Genomic DNA, 23,849 nt, shown 5'->3' on the forward strand with positions numbered 1-23,849 from the left:
TCGGAAGCAAAGGCTTACCCACTTGTGTCTACTACATCGTGCGTTGGGTGCAAAAGCACCAGCCGTGCCAAAGCAGTCTTCAGTGACCTTTCAAAGGTCTGAGTATTGGGAACACTGTTAGCTTTACCACTGTTTTCTGTTCACTAATCTGGGTTTTCATCCACATGCTATTCAATCCACTTCAAGTAGGTTCTCTCACCCTGCCCAACCGCATCCTTCTGGCACCACTGACACGCGCCCGTGCCGACGCTGGCCACATGCCCAACGCGCTGATGGCCGAGTACTACAGCCAGCGAGCCACCGGCGGCCTGCTGATTTCCGAATGCACCATGGTGGCGCCCGGTACATCGGCCTTCGTCAATGAGCCTGGCATCTACAACGACGCGCAGATTGCAGCCTGGAGGCAGGTGACCGACGCGGTGCACGCCAAGGGCGGACGCATCTTCATGCAGATCTGGCACGCTGGCCGCGCAGCCTACCCTGGCGCTGCCGATGGCGCCCCCATTGTCTCCAGCAGTGCCACCGCCATTGAGGGTGAGATCCACACGCCCCAAGGCAAGGTGCCGCACGCGGTGCCCCGCGCCCTGACCATCGAAGAGATTCCCGGCATCGTGGCCGCGTTTGCTCAAGGCGCACGCAACGCCATTGCCGCCGGCTTTGATGGTGTGGAAGTACACGGCGCCAACGGCTACCTGATTGACCAGTTTCTGCGCGACACGCCCAACCAGCGCACCGATGCTTACGGCGGATCGCTGGAAAACCGTGCACGTTTGCTGTTCGAGGTACTCACTGCCGTGACCCAGGCCATCGGTTCCGAACGTGTGGGTCTGCGCCTGTCGCCCCTCAACAGCTTCAACAGCATGAAAGACAGCGACCCGCTGGCCCTCATCGGTTTCTTGGCCGACAAGCTCAACGCCTTCAAGCTGGCTTACCTGCACGTGATGCGGGCCGATTTCTTCGGCGTGCAGAAGGCCGATGTCATGCCCGTAGCGCGTGAAAAGTACAAGGGTGTGTTGGTGGGCAATATGGGTTACAGCGCTGATGAGGCAGAGGCAGCTATTGCCGAAGGTAAGCTTGACGCTGTGGCCTTTGGCACCGCCTTCTTGGCTAACCCGGACCTGCCCGCACGCATCAGGGCCAAGGCACCGCTGAACACGCCTGACTCCAACACGTTCTACGCAGGTGGCGCCAAGGGCTATACAGACTATCCGACACTGCAGGTCGCGTAAATCACCGCCCCAGAAGACCGAAGAAATGAGCCACTTTATACCCAAGGCTCTGCTCTTCGATCTTGCGAAGCTGTGAATCGATGGCGTCTACCGAGTGTTGTGCGCCATCACGATCTTTAATTGATAAGTTGCCTCGGTTTGCTTCGCCGCCCGCCGAACTCGTACATCGTCTCCGGCTCAGGTAGCGCCGAGGCCGCGCTATCCTCCCATATCGAGTTCAGTCAGGTTCGGAAATTCCTGGTCGCAATCTACGGCAGCAGCCCCTCGAGACACCGCTGTAATTCTGCGCACCGCCAGTGTCAGCTGCCCTTGGCTTGGTAAAACTGCGGGCAATCGGATAACGGTTATCTGTAAGACGCCCGGAGGTGACGGTTAGGCCGCGAACGGCAGCCCGCCGCTACTTACCGGCGGCTCAAGATGCAAGCGTGATCTTCTGCTGTGCGTCGAGAACTGAGCTGCTAGCTGCTGCCGATATAAGGACTAGCGCAAGAAGAGGTCCGAGCCCAAAAGCAAAAAGCCTTGGCAACCAAAGTGTAGGGCATCAAGTTTCTGCGGCTCGAATACTTGATGCATCCATCGTTATTTTTTACCGATCCCCAGAAGTTCTCTACTTCAGATCAGGCGCCAGGCTGCAACTCCACGCGCACCTCCCTTGGCTTACCGGCCCGCTCAACTGACAAGACAACCACATCCCCTACCTTTTGGTCGTCAAGCCGTGCGAGCAGCTTGGCGACATCGTCGACGGGAGCGCCACCTATGCCTGTGATACGGTCTCCCGGCACGATGCCTTCGGGGCCAACGGAGATACCGCTCAGGCCCGCCTTTTGCGCCGCTGAGCCAGGGGCGACACGGAGCACGAACACGCCTTGGGTACTGGTCAGTGCCTGCAATCGGAGGTTGAGCTGCTCGTCTACCTCGATCCCAAGCGCCGGGCGGATGTATTTTCCTGTCTTGATGAGTTGTGGCACCACACGCATGACCGTGTCCACCGGTACGGCGAAGCCAATCCCAGCCGATGCACCGGAAGGGCTGTAGATCGCTGTGTTGATGCCAATCAGGCGGCCGGCGGAATCGAGCAACGGCCCACCCGAGTTGCCGGGGTTGATAGCGGCATCGGTTTGAATCAGGTGTTCGATGGTCACTCCGCCAGATTCTCCGGGCAGCGATCGATCTAGCGCGGACACGATGCCGTTGGTGAGTGTCCAATCCAGGCCGAAGGGGTTGCCGATGGCGAACACCTTTTGTCCCACCTTGAGGTCTGCGCTGGTGCCGACCGGAACGGCGGGCGGGCGCTGGAAGCCGACGCCGATTTTGAGCACCGCGATATCGTGTGCCGGACTCACTCCGACCAGCGCGGCTTGGTAATCGCGGCCGTCGGCCAGTTTGACCGTGGCCTCCGACGCCCCCTGAATCACATGAAAGTTGGTAACAACATGACCGGCGTCATCCCAGATAAAACCCGAACCCGTGCCGCGCGGCACAGAAAAGACGTTGCGCGTCCAGACATCTCGTACCAGTTGGGACGTCGTGATGTAGACCACCGATGCCCGGGATTTCTCGAACAGCTCGATGGTGGCCTGTTCGTCAGCGGCCAGATCGCCACGCGGCGTGACGGTGCGCTCAGCGGCTTGGCGCGGGCTGAACCAGGCTTCGATGGCGGGCAGGAACTGCCAGAACAGCATGAGTGCTGCAACGCACGCAGTGATGACGAGCCACCGCCGGACGAAATGATCCGGAGCTGGGCGTTGTGGGTAAGGACCGGGGGAAGACATGACGGAGGCTCCTTCGAGTGATTTAGCGCCAAAGGCAGCTCAGGCCCCGGCGTGGTGGGCACATCGGGGCGAACGACCTTGGCACGAGATAATCCGTTTGGAACGGCAGGGTCTGCGATGGCTGAGGCGCCAACTCCATCAGGCGCGCGATACGATCCTCTGCCGCCGTATGCGTGCGCAACCAAGACGGCTCGGGATTTCCCCAGCCGGGCAGACCATCCGTGAGGGCAATGGAGGCAAGGCGCCTGGAGCCGGTGGCAAAGGCATTGACATTGACGATGCCGCTGGGCACGTAGTGCGGCACCGGCGTGGCGGACAAACCGGCACGGGCGGACAGTTCGCGCAACATGGCCCAAATCTCGGGCGCTTCTTGCGGGTGCAAGGACCGTACGCGGTACAGGCGCAAGCTCAGCGCCGATGCGGCTACCGGTTCCAGCAGCAACGCACCTGCAACGGCAAACAGCGCGAGCCACAGGCCGCCTTCCCCAAACGACAGTCTCCCTGCTGCGGCTGCGATCCCGACCAGGGTCAGGACCAACAGCCCGGTCTGCAGGCGGTTGAGCCAGCGGTGTTGCAACAGCGCCGTGCGCGGATCACTGGGATGATGACGGGTCATGCTCAGAGGTCTCGGCGGCGCGGTCGCCGCGCTTGCGCAGCAGCCAGTAGGTCGCACCCAGAGCCAGCGTGGCGCCTGCCAGCGCGGCTATCTTTGCGGGGCTCGCCTCGGGGTCAAGGATCACGAACTTGCGCGCCAGCGCGATCAGACTGATGAGGATCACGGTCTTGACCTGGATGATGCTGTCCCGACGCAGCGCCACGCGCACGATGGAATGCTTGAACTCCATCGCGATCAAGAGCGTCATGATCATGCCGAACACACTTTGGAATACCTTGTGATCCAGGGGATTGAAGGCATCGAGGACCAGCAGCGTGAAGACGATGGCGATGAGCTGGAACAGCGACACCACGATGATGACGGCAATTACCGCCGACAGAACGAGGGCGACGACCTGCTCGAAGCGCTCGTAAACCGTCATCAACCGCCACTGGGAGCGCATCTCGTCAAGGGCCGTGTGGCCAGATTCCTTATGCATAAGCGTTGCTCTCTCTTTCAATGAAACGTTAATGGAACGGGGAGTCCGAGAAGACGACTCGATTACACCTGGATTGCCGAGGCAATTGCGAAGCCACCCAGCGCATAGTGTCCTGCGCGCCCGTGGCGCCGCCGATGGGTGGATCAGCCTCTTGCACGTCAACCCTTTGTCCCATGCATGGCATCAATCCGGCTTCTGATCTGGCGGCAGCAATCCCAGCAGATCCGCCTGCAAATGTTGCAACTTGTCGATGCCAGCCCTCAATGCCTCGACACGGCCGGCATTTTTCATTTCACTCAGGGTGTGCGCTAACTGCTGGATGCTCTGATGCAGGACATCGACCTGATCATCAGGATCCTTGCCGAAGAACGTAGGGCGGCCACTTTGATCCTGCCAGTATTGGAGTGCTTCGGGTTGAGGCGGCACTTGGGTCTTACCTGACAGATAGTCGATCATCTGGGAAATCCAGACCCGGTGGTCGACGTATGTGAACGGCACGGGCAGCGCGGAGCGACTGTCAGGTTTGAATCCCTTCCAGGATAAGGGTACCTGCCAAGTGTGTAGCCATTGCTCGAACTCATGCGCCGGCATCGCCCCATCGCCTACAACTCAGCAGGGCGTGAGGGCTGTTTAGGCATTCCCTACGGAAATCGTTCTACTGCCCTGATGTGAGCTGGCGTGCAAATAATGATCTGCAGGATCGCTCAAGTCGGTAGCCGAACTGTCATCGGGCAGCTAGTTGACAACTCGGCAAGCTGACCAACGTGAGATACCGGTCCTGGCCGTGAGATGACGTTTTCACCGAGCCGATTGACCGACCGCTCACGCTGCATAGCAGTCGTCTGCATCAACTGAAGCAAACGGCTGCTCAGCCTCGGCTGCCCTCCAGTCGTGTGCTCTCCAAACATGCTTCTACGCTCATAACTGCCTGATAGAACCTATCGACTCTTCAAGCGACTCTTTGTGTGATCAGACGCCCTCTATACCTCGCTGTACATGCAGCGCCTGCCCCATAGAAGAAAAAGCGCTCCATCAGAGCGCTTTTTTCGTAGCAAAAGAGATCAATCTGCAGCGATGAAAGTCTAGATATAACTGGCAAAAATCACAAAGAGCCGCTTGGGTTTACGACTTTACGGTTACAAATCACCGCCCCGCAAACCCGCATGAATGCTTGCCCTGTGTTTACGACTTTATTTGCCGGTTTACGACTTTAATTACCCACAACAGCAATTTGAGGAGCATCTCTTGGCGGACTCACCGCAGGACTCTTTCCTACCCAAAGGAAAGGCACATCTCGCACCGTTGCGCCACTACCTTAGCGACAAGAAGACGCTTAAGAACTATTCGCGCGGTGATTTGATGTTCTTCTACGAGCCCGTGAAGAACGGAGGGGCCGGCGCTGTCATTGCTGTTGGTCGCGTACTACGTGCCTACCTTCGCGATGAAGCTGCCATGCAGACCGACGACTTGGCACCCTCGGTGTTGGATAGCAGCCAACTCTCCAGCATCGGGGTCTCGAAAACCAAGACCATCACGGTGTTCGACAATGTGTTGCGCCTTCCCAGGCCTGTACCTTTGCATGAGCTCAAGGCATTGAATTGCGGCGAGGCACACCAACTGATTACTTGCCAACGCCTGTCTTCCGAGCAGGTTCAGGCGATCCTAGAAAAAGGACTTTGATGCAATCGAACCAGCATGTGCTCATATCACTTGACGAGCGCCATGCAAACAACATCCTCGCTGGTACTAAGCAAGTGGAGCTAAGGCGCAGAACCATGCACGTTGAGCCAGGCTCGACGGTTTGGTTCTACGTAAAAAAACCTGTAGGTGCAGTCGTTGGTTTTGCGACCGTGGGCACGATCTACTCGGCCGCGCCAAGCACCGTCTGGCGTAAATACCGCTCCGTCTCAGGCCTCGCCAAGTCCGAGTTCATGAGCTACTTTGACGGAGTGGCTGTGGCGTCGGCGATGGCGCTGTCTGGTGCCAAGAAATTGAAGAAGCCCATCACGCTTGAAGCCCTTCGAACAGTCATGCCGGGTTTTCATCCGCCTCAGTTCTATTGCCGACTTGACGTCAATTCACCGGTCAGGCGGCGCCTTTTAACAGTGTCCGCCTAAGGTTCAGCTATCAAGGAATAGCTGGACGATTTACCGTCAGGCCAAACGACTATTAACCTAAACGCACTTCCTGCAAGGCTAGAGTTGAGGCATGAGGTGCGGCCGTTGCCTGCAACGGCCGCGTTTGCTCTCGGTGTTGAAGGGCTGCTTCCGCTGCAAATAGGCCAGTTGTTTTTGTTCATGACCAACAGCGTTGGACAGCGCTAACTGACATTTAAGTCAACTGAGGTCTACGGCCACACTACTGCAAGACGCTTCTTATTGGTACACTAAGCGGTCCATTTGATTGGTACACACGCAGTTTTTAAAACTTCATAAGCTGTTGATTTTTAATAACTTTTATCAACTGACGCCGAATCTCACAGCCTCCGCCAGATAGCCAATCAACCAGCGCCTTTACGGCGCTTTTTCTTTGGGGCACCCAGCCCTCACCCGCTGCACTGCCCTGCCGGTCTCGCAACGCACCCACACCGTGCCAGGCGTTCCTAGCGTTGGTTGGGCAGCAGCCTTTGCACCAACGGGTGCAGCACCTTCTTGTTGGCGCCGATCGCGAAGAAGTACTCCTCGACGCCGTCACAAGCACCCACGCGCTTCACCCCGTAGCGCGACACCAGTTCGTCGTGCACCAGACCGGCCATCGGAAAGACCCCCATGCCGGCGGCACCAAAGGTCTTGAGCAAGGCGCTGTCCTCGAATTCGCCCACCACGTGCGGCTTGATCCCCAGGCGCTCAAACCACTGGTCCAGCCGGGCACGCACGGCCGCGTGGGTGGTGGGCAGCAGCACGGGCACGCGCGCCAGAGAATCCGGAAAGCCCCGGCGCGCAGCCGCGTACAGCGAGGCCGGCGCGTACCAGGCCAGGGCCGAGGCCCCCAGCGCGTGGCTGTACACCTTCAGGCTGGGATTGGGCGGCGCGGCACGGTCGGCCAGCACAATGTCCAGCCGGTGCAGCGCCAGATCGCCCAGCAAGTCCTCGAACTCGTCGACCAGGCACAGCAACCGCAAGTGGGGCTCGCGCAGCACCGGCTGGATCAGGCTGCGGACCGCCAGCTTGGGCAGCTCATCGGAAATGCCGATCACCAGTCGGACCGAGGGCGAACCCACGGCGTCGCGCACGACGTCGGGCAACTGTTCCCCCAACTGGAAGATCTGCTCTGCCTGGCGCATGGCGGCGATGCCGGCCTCGGTCAGCGCCACGCCCCGTCCGGCAGGCTTGAACAAGGCATAGCCCAGCGAACGCTCCAGCTCGCGCACCTGGGTGCTCACGGTCTGCACGGCCATGCCCAGGCGGGCTGCGGCGCGGGCCATGCCCCCCTCCTTGGCGACCACCCAGAAGTAGTACAGATGCCGGTAACTGAAGCCAGGGCCCATGGTTCGGTTTTCCAGAACTGAGGTTTCCCAATTATCTGCTTTTACAAATCCGGTGCCCCGCTATCGTGGGGCTGCATTCTGTGCAAGACCGGCGGCCTTCCCACGGCACAGCCCTTGGACCGTCACCGGACCTGCACGCGATGTTCCTGACAGGCCAACCTATTGCAAGGAGACGCGCCATGTTGAAAGTCCTGGTCCCATCGGATGGTTCCGCCAGTTCGCAATGTGCGGTACGCCACGTCATCAGCGAATGCGGCAAGCACCGCGCGCTCGACATCCACCTGCTCAACGTGCAGCCACCCTTCTCGAAATTCATCAGCGACCACAGCAGCGATGAAGGCCGGATGGAGTTCCACCGGGAACAGGCCCGGCAGGCCCTGGCGCCGGTGCGGCAGCTGCTGGACAGCGCCGGGCTGGCCTACACCGTGCATTGCGAAGTGGGCGACAGGGTCGACTGCATTGTCGAGACCGCACGCCGGCTGCAGTGCGATGCCATCGTCATGGGCACGGCGCGCAAGAGCTCCCTGGTCCGGCTGGTCGAGAACTCGGTCACCAACCAGGTGCTGGAGCGCACCAGCGTGCCCGTGGAGGTGATCGCGGGCGAAGCGGCCTCGCGGCTGGAGCGCGTGGGCATTCCGGCCGGTGTCGGTACGGGGGCGGGCCTGCTGGCCCTGTGGATGGCCGCGAACTGAGCGCATGCACCGCGGCGGCTGATGCCCGCCGCGCCACGCTGCTACCCCCAACGCCCCACACCCTCTCGGGAGCCTGCCCATGAGCAACATCGAATCCCTGGCCACCGGCCCGATGTGGGCCGGATTCATCGCCTTCGTGCTGGCCATGCTGCTGCTGGACCTGTTCGTGCTGGGTGGCAACAAGGCACACCGCGTTTCCGCGCGGGAAGCGGCCTGCTGGACCGCCACCTGGATGGCCCTGGCCATCACCTTTGGCGCTCTGTGGTGGTGGTACCTGGACGGCACGGCCGGCCGCGAGATCGCCAACCGCAAGGCGCTGGAGTTCTTCACCGGCTACCTCATCGAGCAGGCCCTGTCGGTCGACAACATGTTTGTCTTCGTGATGATCTTCAACTACTTCGCCGTGCCGCCGGAGCTGCAGCGACGCGTGCTGCTGTATGGCGTGCTCGGCGCCATCGCGATGCGGGCGGTCATGATCCTGGGCGGCATCTGGCTGGTGTCGCAGTTTGCCTGGGTGCTCTACGTGTTCGGCCTGCTGCTGGTGGTCACCGGGGTCAAGATGCTGGTCATGGCCGACCAGAAGCCGGACCTGGAGAAGAACCCCTTGCTGCGCTGGCTGCGTGGCCACATGCGCATCACGCCCGGCTTTCACGGGCAGGCCTTCTTCGTGCGCATCGACGGCCTGCGCTACGCAACGCCGATGTTCCTGGTGCTGATGATGATCGAAGCCAGCGACCTGGTGTTTGCCGTCGACAGCATTCCGGCCATCTTCGCCGTGACCACCGACCCCTTCATCGTGTTCACGTCCAACATCTTCGCCATCATGGGCCTGCGGGCGCTGTACTTCCTGCTGGCCGACATGGCCGAGCGCTTCCACCTGCTCAAGTACGGCCTGGCCCTGGTGCTGATCTATATCGGCGGCAAGATGCTGGCCATGCCCTGGTTCCACATGCCGGTGCAGTGGTCGCTGGCGATCGTCGGATCCATCGTTCTGGCCTCGGTGCTGCTCAGCATGCACCTCTCCCACCGCAAAACCCGGAGTGTGCTATGACCCAGTCCACTTCCCACGATCACGACCGCATCCCCGACCGGGTCCAGCGTGATGACCTGGGCCGACTCGTCGCCGTGACCTGGCTGGGCACGGCAGAAGGTCAGCAGGCCGGCAGTGCGCGCTGGCTGGTGGCGGTCGATGGCTCGGCCTGTGCCTTGCACGCCGTGCAGGCGGCGGCCCGCCTGGTGGCCCTGGGCCAGGGGAGTGGCATTGATCTGGTGCACGTGCAGTCCTGGCTGAGCAAGGAAGCCGCAGAAACCGGGCTGGCACGCGGCGGCTGGGTGGCCACGGCCCCTGCGCGCCACCTGCTGGAGGCGGCGTCCATTCCATGGAACCTGCATGTCCTCATGGGCGAGGCCGCGGACGAGATCGTGGGCCTGGCGCACAGGCTGGGCAGCCTGGGGATTGCGGTCGGCTCGCAAGGACTGACGGCGGCCGAATCGGTGCTGCTGGGCTCCGTGGCCGACCAGGTCTTGCGCCGCGCCGCACTGCCGGTGCTGATCGTGAACGGTGCCCCGGCCAGGCCGGCAACACCGGGCGCCTAGCCCGCGTGTGCCTGCACCAGGCAATCGATGAAGACCTGCGCCGCACGGCTGGGGGCCGGCGACAGGCGCCACATGGCGACGAACTGGCAGTCGTAGTGAAAGCGCTCGGGCGCAATCGCCTGCAACCGGCCGGTGGTCTGCAGCAGGCGCCCATAGTGGTCGGGCAGAAAGCCCAGGTAGCAGCCGGTCTGCACCAGGGTGGCAATCGCCTCCTGGTCAAAGCCGGTGGCCCTGCGGCGCAGGCCCACGCGGTGGGCCAGCTCCATGTTGGGCGAGTGGTAGCCCAGCCCCGCAAACGCATGCGCCTGCAGGTGCGGCCAGTCCAGCTGGCTGTGGTCCGCGCCGTACAGCGGGTGGCCGGGGCCGCAGTACAGCAGCATGTGCTCGGCAAACAGGTCGCGGTACACCAGGCTGCCCGAGCTGCGGTGCGCAGGGATCACGCCCACCTGGAAGCGCCCGTCCATCAGGCCCCGCTCGATCTCGTGCATGTGGGTCACATGCAGCTGGATCTCCACGTCCGGCGCCTGCTGGTGAAAGGCCTGGAGGGCCCGATCGATGTGCGCCTGCGGGTTGGTCACGGTCTTGTCGAACACCGCGATTTCCAGGCTGCCCCCCATGCGGTCATGGATGGCATGGATGCGGCTGCGAAACAGGCCCACCCCGCCCAGCAGCTGCAAGGTGGCCTCGTAGACCTGCGCGCCCTCGGGCGTGAGGGCGAAGCCGGCGCGCCCACGGCGGCACAGCACCAGGCCCAGGCGCTCCTCCAGATCCTTCATGTGGCGACTGAGTGTGGAGGCGCTGATGTTCAGTTCCAGCTCGGCAGCCGACATGCCACCGCACTCCACCACGCTCTTGAAGATGCGCAGCAGGCGCAGGTCCATGTCGCTGAGCTGGCCCAGCACCGCCCGCGAACGGCCCAGCGGCGCCGCAATGCCCCCGTCCGCCGAAGCGCTGGCGGGGTGGATATCCGATGCAGAAATGGGAGCAGGCCGTGGCGTCATGGCTGGGATTAGAGCAAGTTTTGCACCAGCTGCCTAGCGGCGGACCGCAGGTCGCCATGGCTGCCCCCCAGCGGACCCCGGCTGGTCGCACGGTGGCTTGCCAGGCAGCCCAGCCCCCTGGTGTCATCGAACACCCTGTCTTGCGCGCTGCAGCCCACCATGATGCCTGTCCACGATCTGCTGGTGTTCGCCGGCGCCTCCCTGCTGCTGGTCCTGACCCCGGGGCCCAACATGCTGTACCTGATCTCACGCTCCCTCTGCCAGGGGCGCGCCGCCGGCGTCATTTCGCTGGCCGGCGTGGTGCTGGGGTTTGGCGTGCACATGCTGGCGGCCAGCCTGGGCATCACCGCGCTGTTCATGGCCGTGCCGCTGGCGTTTGAAGTGCTGAAATGGGCCGGGGCTGCCTACCTGCTGTGGATGGCCTGGCAAGCCGTCCGGCCCGGTGGGGCCTCGCCTTTCGACCCAACCCTGCCCCTGCCGGCCGAATCGCCGCGCAGGCTGTTTGCCATGGGCCTGCTCACCAGCATCCTCAACCCCAAGGTGGCGATGTTCTACCTGTCCATCTTTCCGCAGTTCGTCAGTGCCGCGCACGGCTCGGTGTTCTGGCAGAGCATGACGCTGGGCATGGTCCAGATCACCACCAGTTTCAGCGTCAACCTGCTGATCACGCTGTTCGCCGCGCACATCGCCCGCTGGTTCCAGGGCAACCCGCACTGGCTGCGGGCCCAGAAATGGGTCATGGGCACGGTGCTGGCCGGTCTGGCCGTGCGCCTGGCCCTGGAGCAGCGCCGCTAGGCGCGGCGACGGCCTCATCCCGCCGCGCTGGGCCTGCACCGCCGGTGTTGGGGGCTGCCGCCCCGCGCACCCGATGTTGAGATGGGTTGCCGCAGGGCACGGCCGTCACAGCACACACGCCCCATTACTTGCAATATTGCGCAAGTAAACATGGATGTACGACTATTCAAGAAAACGTCGCCGCCTCCAACAATGGCCCCCAGCACAGCGTTTGCCCGAGGAAATTGCCATGGACTTCACCGACACCGCCCCATCTGCCACGACCGCCACCCGCCAGGACGCCGCCTGGCTGGAAGCGCACTGGATGCCCTTCACCGGCAACCGCAACTTCAAGGCCCAGCCGCGCATGATCGTCGGCGCCCAGGGCGCCTACCTGCACGACAGCGCCGGCCGCAAGATTTTTGATGGCCTGTCGGGCCTGTGGTGTACGGGCCTGGGCCATGGACGCCAGGAGATCGCCCAGGCAGTGGGCCAGGCCGCCCTGCAGCTGGACTATGCGCCCGCCTTCCAGTTCGGCCACCCGGCCTCGTTCGCCCTGGCCAACAAGCTGGTGGAGCTGACGCCCGCCGGCCTGGACCACGTGTTCTTCACCGGCTCGGGCTCCGAGGCCGCCGACACCTCGCTGAAGATGGCCCGCGCCTACTGGCGCACCAAAGGCCAGGCCGGCAAGACCCGCCTGATCGGCCGCGAAAAGGGCTACCACGGCGTGAACTACGGCGGCATCTCGGTCGGCGGTCTGGCTGGCAACCGCAAGCTGTTCGGCCAGGGGATTGAAGCCGACCACCTGCCCCACACCCAGCCTCCGGCCGGCTCGTTCTGCCGGGGCATGCCCGACCTAGACGGCCGCGCGCTGGCCGACCGCCTGCTGGACGTGATCGCCCTGCACGACGCCAGCACCATCGCCGCCGTGATCGTCGAGCCCTTCTCCGGCTCGGCCGGCGTGGTGATTCCGCCGGCCGGCTATCTGCAGCGCCTGCGCGAGATCTGCACCCAGCACCACATCCTGCTGATCTTTGACGAGGTCATCACCGGCTTTGGCCGCTGCGGCGGCTGGACGGGCTCGGAGGTCTTTGGCGTCACGCCCGACATCCTGAACTTCGCCAAGCAGGTCACCAACGGCGCCCAGCCCCTGGGCGGCTGCGTGGTGCGCAAGGAGATCTACGACACCTTCATGGCCGCTGGCGGCCCCGAGTACATGCTGGAGTTTGCCCACGGCTACACCTACTCGGCCCACCCCGTGGCCTGCGCCGCCGGCCTGGCCGCGCTGGACCTGCTGGAGCGCGAGGACGCGCCGGGCCGCGTGCGCGCCCTGGCCCCGCATTTCGAGCAGGCCGTGCACAGCCTGCGCGGCTGCCAGCACGTGGCCGACATCCGCAACTTCGGTCTGGCGGCCGGCTTCAGCATCGCCGCGCTGCCGGGCGAACCCGCCAAGCGCCCCTACGAGATCGCCATGTCGATGTGGGACAAGGGCTTTTACGTGCGCTACGGCGCCGACACCATCCAGCTGGCACCGCCCTTCATCAGCACGCCCGCGGAAATCGACAGCCTGGTCAACGCCCTGGGCGAGACGCTGAACGCCACCGCGTAAACCCGCAGGCTGGGGCCCACACCACTGTCCCGCAGGCGCTGGCCCGCAGCCGGCGCGCTGCGGATACTGGCCCAATCCCCTGAAACCATAGCTGCTGACGCACCATCCATCTGCGCTGCAGCCTTTTTGGAGCACCACCCCATGCACAAGGATTCCTCCATCACCTCGACCATCGGCCACCTGATCGACGGCCAGATCGTGGCCGACACCGAGCGCACGCAGCCGGTGTTCAACCCCGCCACCGGCCAATCGACCACCAGCGTGGCCCTGGCCAGCCAGGCCACGGTGGAAGCCGCCATCGCCTCGGCCGAGGCGGCCTTCCCCGCCTGGCGTGCCACGCCACCGCTCAAGCGCGCGCGCGTGATGTCCAGGTTCAAGCAGCTGCTCGAAGAGCACGCCGACAAGATCGCCGCGATGATCACCGCCGAGCACGGCAAGGTGCTGGCCGATGCGCACGGCGAGCTGCAGCGCGGCATCGAGAACGTGGAATACGCCAGCTACGCGCCCGAGCTGCTCAAGGGCGAACACAGCCGCAACGTGGGCCCGGGCATCGACAGCTGGAGCGAATTTCAGGCGCTGGGCGTCACCGCCGGCATCACGCCGTTCAACTTCCCGGCCATGGTGCCGCTGTGGATGTGGCCCATGGCCGTGACCTGTGGCAACACCTTTGTGCTCAAGCCCTCGGAGCGCGATCCCTCGTCCACCCTGTTCATCGCCCAGCTCGCGCTGGAAGCCGGCCTGCCGCCCGGCGTGCTGAACGTGGTCAACGGCGACAAGACCGCTGTGGACACGCTGCTGCGCGACGCGCGCGTCAAGGCCGTGAGCTTTGTCGGCTCCACGCCGATTGCGGAATACATCTACGCCGAAGGCTGCAAGCATGGCAAGCGCGTGCAGGCCCTGGGCGGCGCCAAGAACCACGCCGTGCTGATGCCCGACGCCGATGTGGACAACGCAGTCAGCGCGCTGATGGGCGCGGCGTACGGCTCGTGCGGCGAGCGCTGCATGGCCATCCCGCTGCTGGTGGCCGTGGGCGACGCCGTGGGCGACGCCGTCATTGCCGGCCTGAAGACCGAAATCGCCAAGATGAAGGTCGGCCCCGGCACCGACAACGGCAATGACATGGGCCCACTGGTGACCCAGCCGCACTTCGAGAAAGTGAAGGCCTATGTGGACAGCGGCGTGGCCGAAGGCGCGACGCTGGTGGTCGACGGCCGCGGCGTGAAGGTGGAAGGCCACGAGGAAGGCTACTTCCTGGGCGCCTGCCTGTTCGATAACGTGAAGCCCGGCATGAAGATCTACCAGGAAGAGATCTTCGGCCCCGTGCTGGGCGTGGTGCGCGTGAAGACGCTGCAGGAAGCCATGCAGCTGATCAACGACCACGAATACGGCAACGGCACCTGCATCTTCACGCGCGACGGCGAAGCCGCCCGCTACTTCACCGACCACATCCAGGTCGGCATGGTGGGCGTGAACGTGCCCCTGCCCGTGCCCGTGGCCTACCACTCCTTCGGCGGCTGGAAGCGCAGCCTGTTCGGTGACCTGCACGCCTACGGGCCTGATGCGGTGCGCTTCTACACCAAGCGCAAGACCATCACCCAGCGCTGGCCCAGCGCCGGCGTGCGCGAAGGCGCAGTGTTCAGCTTCCCCAGCAGCCGCTGAAAAAACAGGAGCGGTTGGCGCTGGGGAAACAAGGACTTCAGGCATTAAGAATGCTTGAAGTCCTTGTAAAACCAGCGCTGACCGCTCCTTTTTTAAATAGCACGGGCGCGGCCGATCTGGTTTGTTTCTTGCTGGTGCCTGGGTCACTCCACCCTGCGTGCGCCCATGTTGCCACCCGAACCCACTGCCACACCGGATGCCTTGTTCAACCAGTCACTGGCCAAGGGCCTGCAGGTGCTGTGCGCCTTCCAGGCCGGCCACCGCAGCCTCACCCTGGGGGACATCGCCGCGCGCACCGGCATGACCAAGGCCTCAGCCCAGCGCTCGGTCCACACCCTGCAGCGGCTGGGCTACATCGGCAAGCACCCCAGCACCCAGCGCTTTGGCCTGCTGCCGCGCGTGGTGGAGCTGGGCTTCAACTACCTCGAAGCCCACCCGCTGATTGCCGCGGCCCACAGCTACCTGGCGCAGCTGGCGCGCGACAGCGGCGAGACCGCCACGCTGACCGAGCCCAACGGCGACCACATGGTGTACCTGGCACAGGTGCTGACCACCCAGCACATCCCCGTGCTGACACCCGTGGGCACCCAGGTGCCGATGTACGCCAGCAGCTGCGGCCGCGCCTACCTGAGCCAGTGGCCCGACGCGCAGGCGCAGCCCTGGCTGGAGCGCATGCCCCGCCCCGCGCGCACCCGCGCCACCCTGACCCAGGTCCCCGACATCCTGGCCCGCCTGCAGCGCTGCCGCGACACGGGCTATGCCACCAACTGCGAAGAGCTGTTCCTGGGTGACATGGGCATCGCCGCGCCGGTGCTGAACCTGCGCGGCCAGGTGGTGGGTGCCGTCCACGTCGCCCCGCCCACCAGCCGCTGGCGCATGGACGAAGCCCAGGCCCGGCTGGCCCCGCTGGTGGTGGAGTGCGCACGCGCCATTTCGCGGCTGGCGCCGCTGTAGGCGGATCAGGCCACGGCCGCGCGCCGGTTCGCTGTGACCAGCATGTGCTGCAGGGATTGCTGGGCGGCCTCCACACAGTCCCACACCGGCAGGCCGGTGATGGCGCGCACGCGCTCGCCCATGCCCGCCAGGCCGGCACCGCCCAACAGCACGGCCTGCGCGCCCGTGCCCTGCAGGCTCTCGGCGCTGGCCTGGGCCAGTGCCTGGGCCGTGCGGTCCGGCGACTGCATCATCTGCAGGCCGGTGGCCGCCAGGGTACGCACCTGCACGATCTGCAGCGCGGCGCCGGTGCCGTCATGGCCGGCCGCGCGGCTCCAGCGCTCCAGCATGGGCTGCCATTTCTCACCACCGGTGACGACGGCTACGCGCTGCCAGCCCTGGCGCGCCATGGCCTGCACCGCAGCCTGCGCCAGCCCCAGCACCGGGATGCCCGCCACCTCGTCCAGGGCCGGCAGGCCCGGGTCCCCGAAACAGCCCACCAGCACGGCGTGGTAGCCGCCTGGCGGCGCCAGCGGCTGGGCACGCTCCCAGGCATCCAGCACCGCGTGGCCGGCCACGCAATAGCTGTATTCGTCGGCGATGTACGCCGCCCCGAACTGGGCCGTGGCGCCGTGCAGCTGCACCTCGGGCAGGCCCGGCGACAGCTGGGACAGCAGGCGCTCGGTCACGCTGCGCGAGGTGTTCGGATTGATGATGAGGACGTGGTGGGTGGCCGGCATGTCAACTCCTGGGGGTGCACCTGCCAGGCAGGTGCCGGCCGGGCATGCAAGCCCGGTGCCAGGGGGGCAGCGCGGCTTCACGCCACGCCGGCCCGCGCCAGCATGGCGTGCAGCAGCACGTTGCAGCCGGCGGCCAGGTGTGCAGGCTGGGCATCCTCGATCTCGTTGTGGCTGATGCCGTCCTTGCAGGGCACGAAGATCATGGCCGTCGGCGCCACCTGGTTGACGTAGACCGCGTCGTGCCCGGCCCCGCTGACCACCTCCATGTGGGCATAGCCCAGCTGCGTGGCGGCCTGGCGCACGCTGGCCACGCAGTCGGGGTCGAACACGCAGGGCTCGAACTTCACCACCTGCGCCATCTCCACCGTGCACTGGCACTGTGCGGCCAGCGCCGCAAACTGCTGGCGCATGGCGGCGTCCATGCGGTCCAGCCCGGCTTGCGACAGGTTGCGGAAATCCACGGTGAACTTGACCTGCCCCGGGATCACGTTGCGCGAATTGGGCAAGACCTGCACATGGCCCACCGTGCCACGGCCGTGCGGGGCCTCGTCCAGGGCGATGCGGTTCACCGCCTCCACCATGCGCGCGGCCGCCAGCAGAGCGTCGTGGCGCAGTTCCATGGGCGTGGGTCCGGCATGGGCGTCCATGCCGGTCACGGTCACGTCGTACCACTGCTGGCCCAGGGCGCCGCTGACAATGCCGATGGGCTTGTCATAGGCCTCCAGCACCGGGCCTTGCTCGATGTGGGCCTCGAAGTAGGCGGCAAAGGCACCGCCGGGCACAGCGCCGCAGGCCACATCGCCCAGGTAGCCAATGCGCTGCAAGGCCTCGCCCACGCTGATGCCTGCGCCATCTTGTTGCAAGTGCATGTCTTTTGCACCAAAAACGCCTGCAAATGCACCAGAGCCCATCATCACCGGGGTGAAGCGCGTGCCCTCCTCGTTGGTCCAGAACGCCACCTCGATCGGTGCGTGGGTCTGGATGCCGTGGGCGTTCAAGGTGCGCACCACCTCCAGGCCGGCCATCACGCCATAGTTGCCATCGAACTTGCCGCCCGTGGGCTGGGTGTCGATGTGGCTGCCCGTGGCCACGGCGCGGGCCTGCGGGTCGGTGCCCGCGCGGCGGCCAAAGACATTGCCGACCTCGTCCACGCGCACACTCAGCCCGGCCTGCTGGAACCACTGCACCACCAGGTCGCGGCCCTGCTGGTCTTCGGGTGTCAGGGCGATGCGGCAGACACCGCCCTTGGGGGTGGCGCCGATGGCGGCCAGGTCCATCAGGGACTGCCACAGGCGTTGGTCATCGATGCGCAGCTGCGCGGCGGAGGGGTTCATGGGCAGGCTCCCGGCAAGAGACAAAGGAATGAGAGCCGCCTAAATCGCACAAAACATGCCAATTCACATCGAACACGCAGCAACGCATATCGATAAACGATATGCGCGATATGGCACGGCGCTTGCATTGCGAGGCTTACCCCAACCCTCCGATGGAAAGGTCTCCCATGCGCAAGTCTTCTGCTTTCTCTGTTTCCCGCCCGGCACTCCACGGGCTGACGCTGGCTGTGGCCATGACCCTGGCCGGTGGCGCCAGCAGCGCCATGGCGCAGGACAAGGTGTTGCGCATCGCCATGACCGCTGGCGACATCCCCCGCACCTCGGGCCAGCCGGACCAGGGCTTTGAAGGCAACCGCTTCACCGGCATTCCGCTGTACGACGCACTGACCCACTGGGACCTGAGCAAGGCCGACAAGCCCAGCGAGCTGATCCCCGGCCTGGCCCTGTCCTGGGCGGTGAACGACAAGGACAAGACCAAGTGGGTGTTCAAGCTGCGCCCCGGCGTGAAGTTCCACGACGGCAGCGCCTTCAACGCCGATGCCGTGGTCTGGAACGTGGGCAAGGTGCTGGACAAGGAGGCCGAGCAGTACGACCCCGCCCAGGTGGGGGTGACCGCCTCGCGCATGCCCACGCTGCGCTCGGCCAAGAAGATCGACGACCTGACGGTGGAGCTGACCACCTCCGAGCCCGATGCCTTCCTGCCCATCAACCTGACCAACCTGTTCATGGCCTCGCCCGCGCACTGGGCCAAGAAGCTGGCGGCCGTGCCCGCCACGGTGAGCGGCAAAGCCGAACGCAGCAAGGCCGCGTGGACCGCGTTTGCCGCCGACCCGGCCGGCTCCGGCCCGTTCAAGGCCGCACGCTTTGTGGCGCGCGAGCGCTTTGAAATGGTGAAGAACAGCGCCTACTGGGACCCCAAGCGCACCCCCACCATCGACCGCGTGGTGCTGCTGCCCCTGCCCGAGGCCAACTCGCGCACCGCCGCGCTGATGAGCGGCCAGGTGGACTGGATCGAAGCCCCCGCGCCCGACGCGCTGGACGCCCTCAAAGGCCGCGGCTTCAAGGTCTACTCCAACCTGCAGCCCCACATCTGGCCCTGGCAGTTCTCCTTCGTCGAAGGTTCGCCCTGGCTGGACAAGCGCGTGCGCCACGCCGCCAACCTGTGCGTGGACCGCGCCAGCATGAAGCAGTTGCTGGGCGGCATGATGGAGCCGGCCACCGGCATCTTCGAACCCGGCCACCCCTGGCGCGGCAACCCCAGCTTCCAGATCAAGTACGACGTGGCCGCTGGCAAGGCCCTGATGGAGCAGGCCGGGCACACGGCCGCCAAGCCACTGAAGGTCAAGATCCAGACCTCGGCCTCCGGCTCGGGCCAGATGCAGCCGCTGCCGATGAACGAGTTCATCCAGGAAACCCTCAAGCAGTGCCACTTCGATGTGCAGTTCGACGTGGTCGAGTGGAACACCCTGTTCTCGGGCTGGCGCCTGGGCGCCAAGGATCCCGGCGCCAACAAGGCCAGCGCCACCAACGTGACGGCCGCCACCATGGACCCGTTCTTTGCCATGGTGCGCTTCGTCAGCACCAAGTCTTTCCCGCCGCTGTCCAACAACTGGGGCTTCTACAGCAACCCCAAGGTGGATGCCGTGGTGGACAAGGCGCGCACCACCTTCGACGCCAAGGAACGTGACAAGGCCCTGGCCGAGCTGCACACCCTGGTCGTGGACGAGTCGCCCTTCCTGTTCGTGGCGCACGACGTGGGCCCGCGCGCCATGTCGGCCAAGGTGGGCAATGTGGTCCAGCCGCAAAGCTGGTTCATCGACATCGCCACCATGACCCTGAAGTAAGCCGCCGCCGGGCCGGGCCCCAGGTCCGGCCCGGTCCGCCCCGCGTTGCGCCCTGCGCACGGACGTGGACCTTCCTGACCCCCCACGACGCCACACCCCATGCTGAACTACCTGTTGCGACGCGTTCTCTACACCCTGCCCATCATGCTGGGCGTGGCCCTGCTGTGCTTTGCCCTGGTCCACATCGCACCGGGCGATCCCCTGGTGTCCATCCTGCCGGCCGACGCCTCGGCCGAACTCCAGGCGCAGATGCGCGAGCTGTATGGCTTCAACCAGCCCCTGCCCGAGCAGTTCCTGCGCTGGGTCTGGCGCGCCCTGCAGGGCGACCTGGGCCAGTCCATCGCCACCAGCCGCCCCGTCGCCACCGAGGTGATGACCGCCGTGGTCAACACCCTGCGCCTGGCCCTGGTGGCCACGCTGATCGGCTTCGTGCTGGGCTGCCTGTTCGGCTTTGTGGCGGGCTACTTCCGCAACTCCGTGATGGACCGCCTGTGTTCCGTGCTGTCGGTGCTGGGCGTCAGCGTGCCCCACTACTGGCTGGGCATGGTGATGGTCATCCTCTTCTCGTCCCAGCTGATGTGGCTGCCCGCCACGGGCGCAGGGCCTGGCGGCTCGGGCGGCTGGGTCTGGGACTGGGCGCACGTGCAGTTCATGATCCTGCCGGCCATCACCATGTCGGTCATCCCGATGGGCATCATCGCGCGCACCGTGCGCGCCCTGGTGGCCGAGCTGCTGGACCAGGAGTTCATCGTCGGCCTCAAGGCCAAGGGCCTGACCCACCTGGGCATCTTCCGCCACGTGCTCAAGAACGCCGCGCCCACGGCCCTGGCCGTGATGGGCCTGCAACTGGGCTACCTGCTGGGCGGCTCCATCCTGATCGAGACCGTGTTCTCCTGGCCCGGCACCGGCTTCCTGCTGAACCAGGCCATCTTCCAGCGCGACCTGCCCCTGCTGCAGGGCTCCATCCTCGTGCTGGCGGTGTTCTTCGTGCTGCTCAACCTGCTGGTCGACGTGGTGCAGACCCTGCTTGACCCCCGCATTGCGCGCTGACCCTTGAAGGAGCCCCTCCCCATGTCCAGCCTGTCCCTCTCCCCCGATGCGGCCGCCGCAGTCCAGCCGCTGCCGGAACACCGTTCGCGCGGCTACTGGGCCTCGGTGCTGCAGCGCCTGGTGCGCGACCCCGTGGCCATGGGCGCCGCCGCCGTGGTGGCCCTGCTGATCCTGATGGCCCTGCTGGCCCCCTGGCTGGCCCCGGCCGACCCCTATGCCACGTCCATCATCAAGCGCCTCAAACCCATCGGCACCGAAGGCCTGCCCCTGGGCAGCGACGAGCTGGGGCGCGACCTGCTGTCGCGCCTGATGGTGGGGGCGCGGCTGTCGCTGTTCATGGGCATCACGCCCGTGCTGATGGCCTTTGTGATCGGCACCGGCATCGGTATCCTGGCCGGCTATGCCGGCGGGCGCACCAACACCGTGATCATGCGCACCATCGACGTGTTCTACGCCTTCCCCTCGGTGCTGCTGGCCATCGCCCTGTCGGGCGCCCTGGGCGCGGGCATCGTCAACTCCCTGGTGTCGCTGACCATCGTCTTCATCCCGCAGATCGCCCGCGTGGCCGAAAGCGTGACAGCCCAGGCGCGCAACCGCGACTATGTGGAAGCCGCGCGTGCCACCGGCGCCAGCGCCTTCACCATCGTGCGCGTGCACGTGCTGGGCAATGTGCTGGGGCCCATCTTTGTCTACGCCACCAGCCTGATCGCGGTGTCCATGATCCTGGCCTCGGGCCTGTCCTTCCTGGGCCTGGGCGTCAAGCCGCCCGAACCCGAATGGGGCCTGATGCTCAACACCCTGCGCACCGCCATCTACACCCAGCCCTGGGTGGCCGCCCTGCCCGGCGTGATGATCTTCATCACCTCGATCTCGTTCAACCTGCTGTCGGACGGCCTGCGTTCGGCCATGGACAACAAGGGGTAAACCCATGCGCTTGCACACCACCCTTCCCGACGTGGGCGGCCCCGCCCAGCCGCTGCTCACCATCCGTGGGCTGACCAAGCACTTTCCGCTGAAGAACGGCGCCACCGTGCGCGCCGTCGATGGCGTGGACTTTGAAGTGCTCAAGGGCGAAACCTTGGGCGTGGTCGGCGAATCGGGCTGCGGCAAATCCACCACGGCCCGCCTGCTGATGCACCTCATGGACCCCACGGCGGGCGAGCTGATCTTCGACGGCCGCACCGTGGGCTCGCGCGACCTGCCACTCAAGGAATTCCGCCGCCAGGTGCAGATGGTGTTCCAGGACAGCTATGCCTCGCTGAACCCGCGCCTGACGATCGAGGACTCCATCGCCTTCGGCCCCCAGGTGCACGGCGTATCCAAAAAGGAAGCCATCGCCCGCACCCACCACCTGATGGACCGCGTGGGCCTGGCCCCCAACCGCTTCGCCGAACGCTACCCGCACGAGCTGTCCGGCGGCCAGCGCCAGCGCATCAACATCGCCCGCGCCCTGGCCCTGCAGCCGCGCATGGTGATCCTGGACGAGGCCGTCTCCGCCCTGGACAAGTCGGTCGAGGCCCAGGTGCTGAACCTGCTGTCCGACCTCAAGCGCGAGTTCGGCCTGACCTATGTCTTCATCAGCCACGACCTGGGCGTGGTGCACTACATCAGCGACCGCGTGATGGTGATGTACCTGGGCCAGGTGGCCGAGATCGGCCCTTCGGACAGCCTGTTCGCCCACCCCGCCCACCCCTACACCAAGGCTCTGCTGTCGTCCGTGCCGTCCATGGACCCCGCCCACCGCACCCAGCAGGCACCGCTGGCGGGTGATCCCCCCAACCCCATCAACCCGCCCTCGGGCTGCCGTTTTCACCCACGCTGCCCGCAGGCTGCACCCATCTGTTCCGAACGGGTGCCGACCATCTCCCACGTCCAGTTGCACCACAACGCCCGTTGTCTGGTGCACGAATTCAGCAGCGGCCACCCACTGGCTGCGGCCGAGATGCCCCCCGCCATGGCGGCGTAAGAACCCAGGAGTTGCACATGACCACCCCGTCCACCCCCTTGGTGCAGATCGAAGACCTGAACATCCGCTTCAGCAGCGGCAAAAAAGTGGTGCAGGCCGTCAGCGGCGTCAGCCTGCGCGTGCAGCGCGGTGAATCCGTGGCCCTCATCGGCGAGTCCGGCTCGGGCAAAAGCGTGACCCTGCGCACCCTGCTGCGCCTGCACCCCGAACGCAAGACCACCATGCAAGGCCAGGTGCAAGTGGCCGGCCACGATGTGCTGGCCCTGCGCGACCAGGAATTGCCCGCCTTCCGCGGCAAGACCTGCGCCATGATCTTCCAGGACCCGCTGCTGGCCCTGGACCCCGTCTACCCCGTGGGCGCGCAGATCGTCGAAGCCATCCGCCGCCACGAACCCCAGACCAGCAAGGCCGAGGCCGAAGCGCGCGCGCTGCAGCTGTTCGAGCGCGTCAGCATCCCCAGCCCGGCGCAGCGCCTCAAGGCCTATCCGCACGAAATGTCGGGCGGCATGCGCCAGCGCGCCATGATCGCACTGGCCCTGGCCTGCAACCCCCAGGTGCTGCTGGCCGACGAGCCCACCACCGCACTCGACGCCACGGTGCAGATCCAGATCCTGCTGCTGCTGCGCGAGTTGCAGCGCGACCTGGGCCTGGGCATCATCTTCGTCACGCACGACATCGGCGCCGCCGTGGAGGTGGCCGACCGCATCGCCGTGATGTACGCCGGACGCATCGTCGAGGAAGGCACGGCCGAACAACTGATCCGCCACCCGCGCCACCCCTACACCATGGCCCTGCTGCAAAGCCGCTCGCACGGTGCCATGGAACGCGGCCAGCCGCTGCAGACCATCCCCGGTGCGCCGCCCGACCTGACCGCCATCCCCCCCGGTTGCGCCTTTGCCCCACGCTGCCGCTTTGCCACCGAAGTCTGCCTGCAGGACGTGCCCGCCGCGCGGGAGGTGGCCCCCGGCCACCTGGCACGCTGCGTGCGCACCGACGAAGCCGCGCGGCACGCTCCACAACCGCTGGCGGCCTGAACGCCCGGGTGGCACCCCTGCATAAAAAAGAGCAG

General features: G+C 65.3%; 23 protein-coding genes. 15 read left to right on the top strand and 8 right to left on the bottom strand.

The genetic code is table 11. The features are described from left to right. Positions 1-164 precede the first annotated feature (164 nt). Positions 165-1,229, top strand: coding sequence for an alkene reductase (locus KAQ61_RS11815; RefSeq protein WP_210929276.1), 1,065 nt, complete (start codon positions 165-167; stop codon positions 1,227-1,229). A gap of 617 nt (positions 1,230-1,846) precedes the next feature. Here KAQ61_RS11815 and KAQ61_RS11820 read toward each other — a convergent pair. The 4 genes from KAQ61_RS11820 to KAQ61_RS11835 form a co-directional block, all read right to left on the bottom strand. Continuing rightward, positions 1,847-3,001, bottom strand: a complete 1,155-nt coding sequence (locus KAQ61_RS11820; RefSeq protein ID WP_210929277.1) for a S1C family serine protease — start codon at positions 2,999-3,001, stop codon at positions 1,847-1,849. A 22-nt stretch (positions 3,002-3,023) separates the two neighbouring features. Beyond that, complete coding sequence (locus KAQ61_RS11825; protein WP_210929278.1) at positions 3,024-3,617, bottom strand: M48 family metalloprotease; 594 nt, start codon at positions 3,615-3,617, stop codon at positions 3,024-3,026. Further along, entirely contained in the window at positions 3,595-4,095 is a 501-nt protein-coding gene (psiE-GI, locus tag KAQ61_RS11830) for a heat resistance protein PsiE-GI (RefSeq protein WP_210929279.1), read from the bottom strand. The genes KAQ61_RS11825 and psiE-GI overlap by 23 nt, the downstream gene beginning before the upstream one ends. A gap of 183 nt (positions 4,096-4,278) precedes the next feature. Next, positions 4,279-4,551, bottom strand: coding sequence for a hypothetical protein (locus KAQ61_RS11835; protein WP_244982882.1), 273 nt, complete (start codon positions 4,549-4,551; stop codon positions 4,279-4,281). 711 nt (positions 4,552-5,262) lie between these two features. On the opposite strand from KAQ61_RS11835, the gene KAQ61_RS11840 reads away from it, so the two are divergent. Both KAQ61_RS11840 and KAQ61_RS11845 read left to right on the top strand, forming a co-directional pair. Beyond that, positions 5,263-5,775: an EVE domain-containing protein gene (locus tag KAQ61_RS11840; protein ID WP_210929280.1), complete on the top strand. Its 513-nt coding sequence runs from the start codon at positions 5,263-5,265 to the stop codon at positions 5,773-5,775. Then, on the top strand, positions 5,775-6,212 hold the full coding sequence (locus KAQ61_RS11845) for an ASCH domain-containing protein (protein ID WP_210929281.1): 438 nt from the start codon (positions 5,775-5,777) through the stop codon (positions 6,210-6,212). Before KAQ61_RS11840 ends, KAQ61_RS11845 begins: the two co-directional genes overlap by 1 nt. Before the next feature lie 485 nt (positions 6,213-6,697). Here KAQ61_RS11845 and KAQ61_RS11850 read toward each other — a convergent pair whose 3' ends face one another. Continuing rightward, positions 6,698-7,582: a LysR family transcriptional regulator gene (locus KAQ61_RS11850; protein ID WP_210929282.1), complete on the bottom strand. Its 885-nt coding sequence runs from the start codon at positions 7,580-7,582 to the stop codon at positions 6,698-6,700. A gap of 179 nt (positions 7,583-7,761) precedes the next feature. Between KAQ61_RS11850 and KAQ61_RS11855 the strand changes: the two genes are divergently transcribed. The 3 genes from KAQ61_RS11855 to KAQ61_RS11865 all read left to right on the top strand — a co-directional run bounded on the left by KAQ61_RS11855 (position 7,762) and on the right by KAQ61_RS11865 (position 9,870). After that, positions 7,762-8,274 carry a universal stress protein gene (locus KAQ61_RS11855; RefSeq protein WP_210929283.1) on the top strand — a complete coding sequence of 171 codons (513 nt, stop codon included), beginning with the start codon at positions 7,762-7,764 and terminating at the stop codon, positions 8,272-8,274. Positions 8,275-8,353: 79 nt separating this feature from the next. Beyond that, on the top strand, positions 8,354-9,325 hold the full coding sequence (locus KAQ61_RS11860; protein ID WP_210929284.1) for a TerC family protein: 972 nt from the start codon (positions 8,354-8,356) through the stop codon (positions 9,323-9,325). Continuing rightward, a complete protein-coding gene (locus tag KAQ61_RS11865) occupies positions 9,322-9,870 on the top strand; it encodes a universal stress protein (protein WP_210929285.1) in 549 nt (182 codons plus the stop codon). Before KAQ61_RS11860 ends, KAQ61_RS11865 begins: the two co-directional genes overlap by 4 nt. Here the strand turns inward: KAQ61_RS11865 and KAQ61_RS11870 are convergent. Next, a complete protein-coding gene (locus tag KAQ61_RS11870; RefSeq protein ID WP_420839411.1) occupies positions 9,867-10,802 on the bottom strand; it encodes a LysR family transcriptional regulator in 936 nt (311 codons plus the stop codon). The two genes, KAQ61_RS11865 and KAQ61_RS11870, sit on opposite strands and share 4 nt — an antisense overlap. A gap of 228 nt (positions 10,803-11,030) precedes the next feature. Here KAQ61_RS11870 and KAQ61_RS11875 point away from each other — a divergent pair, with 228 nt between their 5' ends. The 4 genes from KAQ61_RS11875 to KAQ61_RS11890 all read left to right on the top strand — a co-directional run bounded on the left by KAQ61_RS11875 (position 11,031) and on the right by KAQ61_RS11890 (position 15,867). Continuing rightward, positions 11,031-11,666 (top strand): LysE family translocator, encoded by a 636-nt coding sequence (locus KAQ61_RS11875; protein ID WP_210929287.1) that lies wholly within the window; start codon positions 11,031-11,033, stop codon positions 11,664-11,666. Between the two features lie 229 nt (positions 11,667-11,895). Then, positions 11,896-13,254, top strand: coding sequence for an omega-aminotransferase AptA (gene aptA / locus KAQ61_RS11880; RefSeq protein ID WP_210929288.1), 1,359 nt, complete (start codon positions 11,896-11,898; stop codon positions 13,252-13,254). A 141-nt stretch (positions 13,255-13,395) separates the two neighbouring features. Continuing rightward, the gene (locus tag KAQ61_RS11885; protein WP_210929289.1) at positions 13,396-14,913 is read left to right on the top strand and encodes a CoA-acylating methylmalonate-semialdehyde dehydrogenase; all 1,518 of its coding nucleotides are present in this window, start codon (positions 13,396-13,398) and stop codon (positions 14,911-14,913) included. A gap of 165 nt (positions 14,914-15,078) precedes the next feature. Beyond that, positions 15,079-15,867, top strand: coding sequence for an IclR family transcriptional regulator (locus KAQ61_RS11890; protein WP_210929290.1), 789 nt, complete (start codon positions 15,079-15,081; stop codon positions 15,865-15,867). Positions 15,868-15,872: 5 nt separating this feature from the next. On the opposite strand, the gene KAQ61_RS11895 is transcribed toward KAQ61_RS11890, so the two are convergent. After that, entirely contained in the window at positions 15,873-16,586 is a 714-nt protein-coding gene (locus tag KAQ61_RS11895) for an aspartate/glutamate racemase family protein (RefSeq protein ID WP_210929291.1), read from the bottom strand. 77 nt (positions 16,587-16,663) lie between these two features. Next, on the bottom strand, positions 16,664-17,920 hold the full coding sequence (locus KAQ61_RS11900) for a Zn-dependent hydrolase (RefSeq protein WP_210929292.1): 1,257 nt from the start codon (positions 17,918-17,920) through the stop codon (positions 16,664-16,666). Between the two features lie 167 nt (positions 17,921-18,087). On the opposite strand from KAQ61_RS11900, the gene KAQ61_RS11905 reads away from it, so the two are divergent. The 5 genes from KAQ61_RS11905 (at position 18,088) to KAQ61_RS11925 (ending at position 23,814) form a co-directional block, all read left to right on the top strand. Beyond that, the gene (locus KAQ61_RS11905) at positions 18,088-19,764 is read left to right on the top strand and encodes an ABC transporter substrate-binding protein (protein WP_042417325.1); all 1,677 of its coding nucleotides are present in this window, start codon (positions 18,088-18,090) and stop codon (positions 19,762-19,764) included. A 99-nt stretch (positions 19,765-19,863) separates the two neighbouring features. Beyond that, the gene (locus KAQ61_RS11910; RefSeq protein WP_210929293.1) at positions 19,864-20,814 is read left to right on the top strand and encodes an ABC transporter permease; all 951 of its coding nucleotides are present in this window, start codon (positions 19,864-19,866) and stop codon (positions 20,812-20,814) included. A gap of 21 nt (positions 20,815-20,835) precedes the next feature. Then, positions 20,836-21,738: an ABC transporter permease gene (locus tag KAQ61_RS11915; RefSeq protein WP_210929294.1), complete on the top strand. Its 903-nt coding sequence runs from the start codon at positions 20,836-20,838 to the stop codon at positions 21,736-21,738. Between the two features lie 4 nt (positions 21,739-21,742). Further along, a complete protein-coding gene (locus tag KAQ61_RS11920) occupies positions 21,743-22,780 on the top strand; it encodes an ABC transporter ATP-binding protein (RefSeq protein ID WP_210929295.1) in 1,038 nt (345 codons plus the stop codon). Between the two features lie 17 nt (positions 22,781-22,797). After that, on the top strand, positions 22,798-23,814 hold the full coding sequence (locus tag KAQ61_RS11925) for an ABC transporter ATP-binding protein (protein WP_210929296.1): 1,017 nt from the start codon (positions 22,798-22,800) through the stop codon (positions 23,812-23,814). The last annotated feature ends 35 nt before the right edge of the window (positions 23,815-23,849 follow it).

It is taken from the genome of Comamonas aquatica (genome assembly GCF_018064205.1).
GTDB classification, from domain to species: Bacteria; Pseudomonadota; Gammaproteobacteria; order Burkholderiales; family Burkholderiaceae_C; genus Comamonas; species Comamonas aquatica.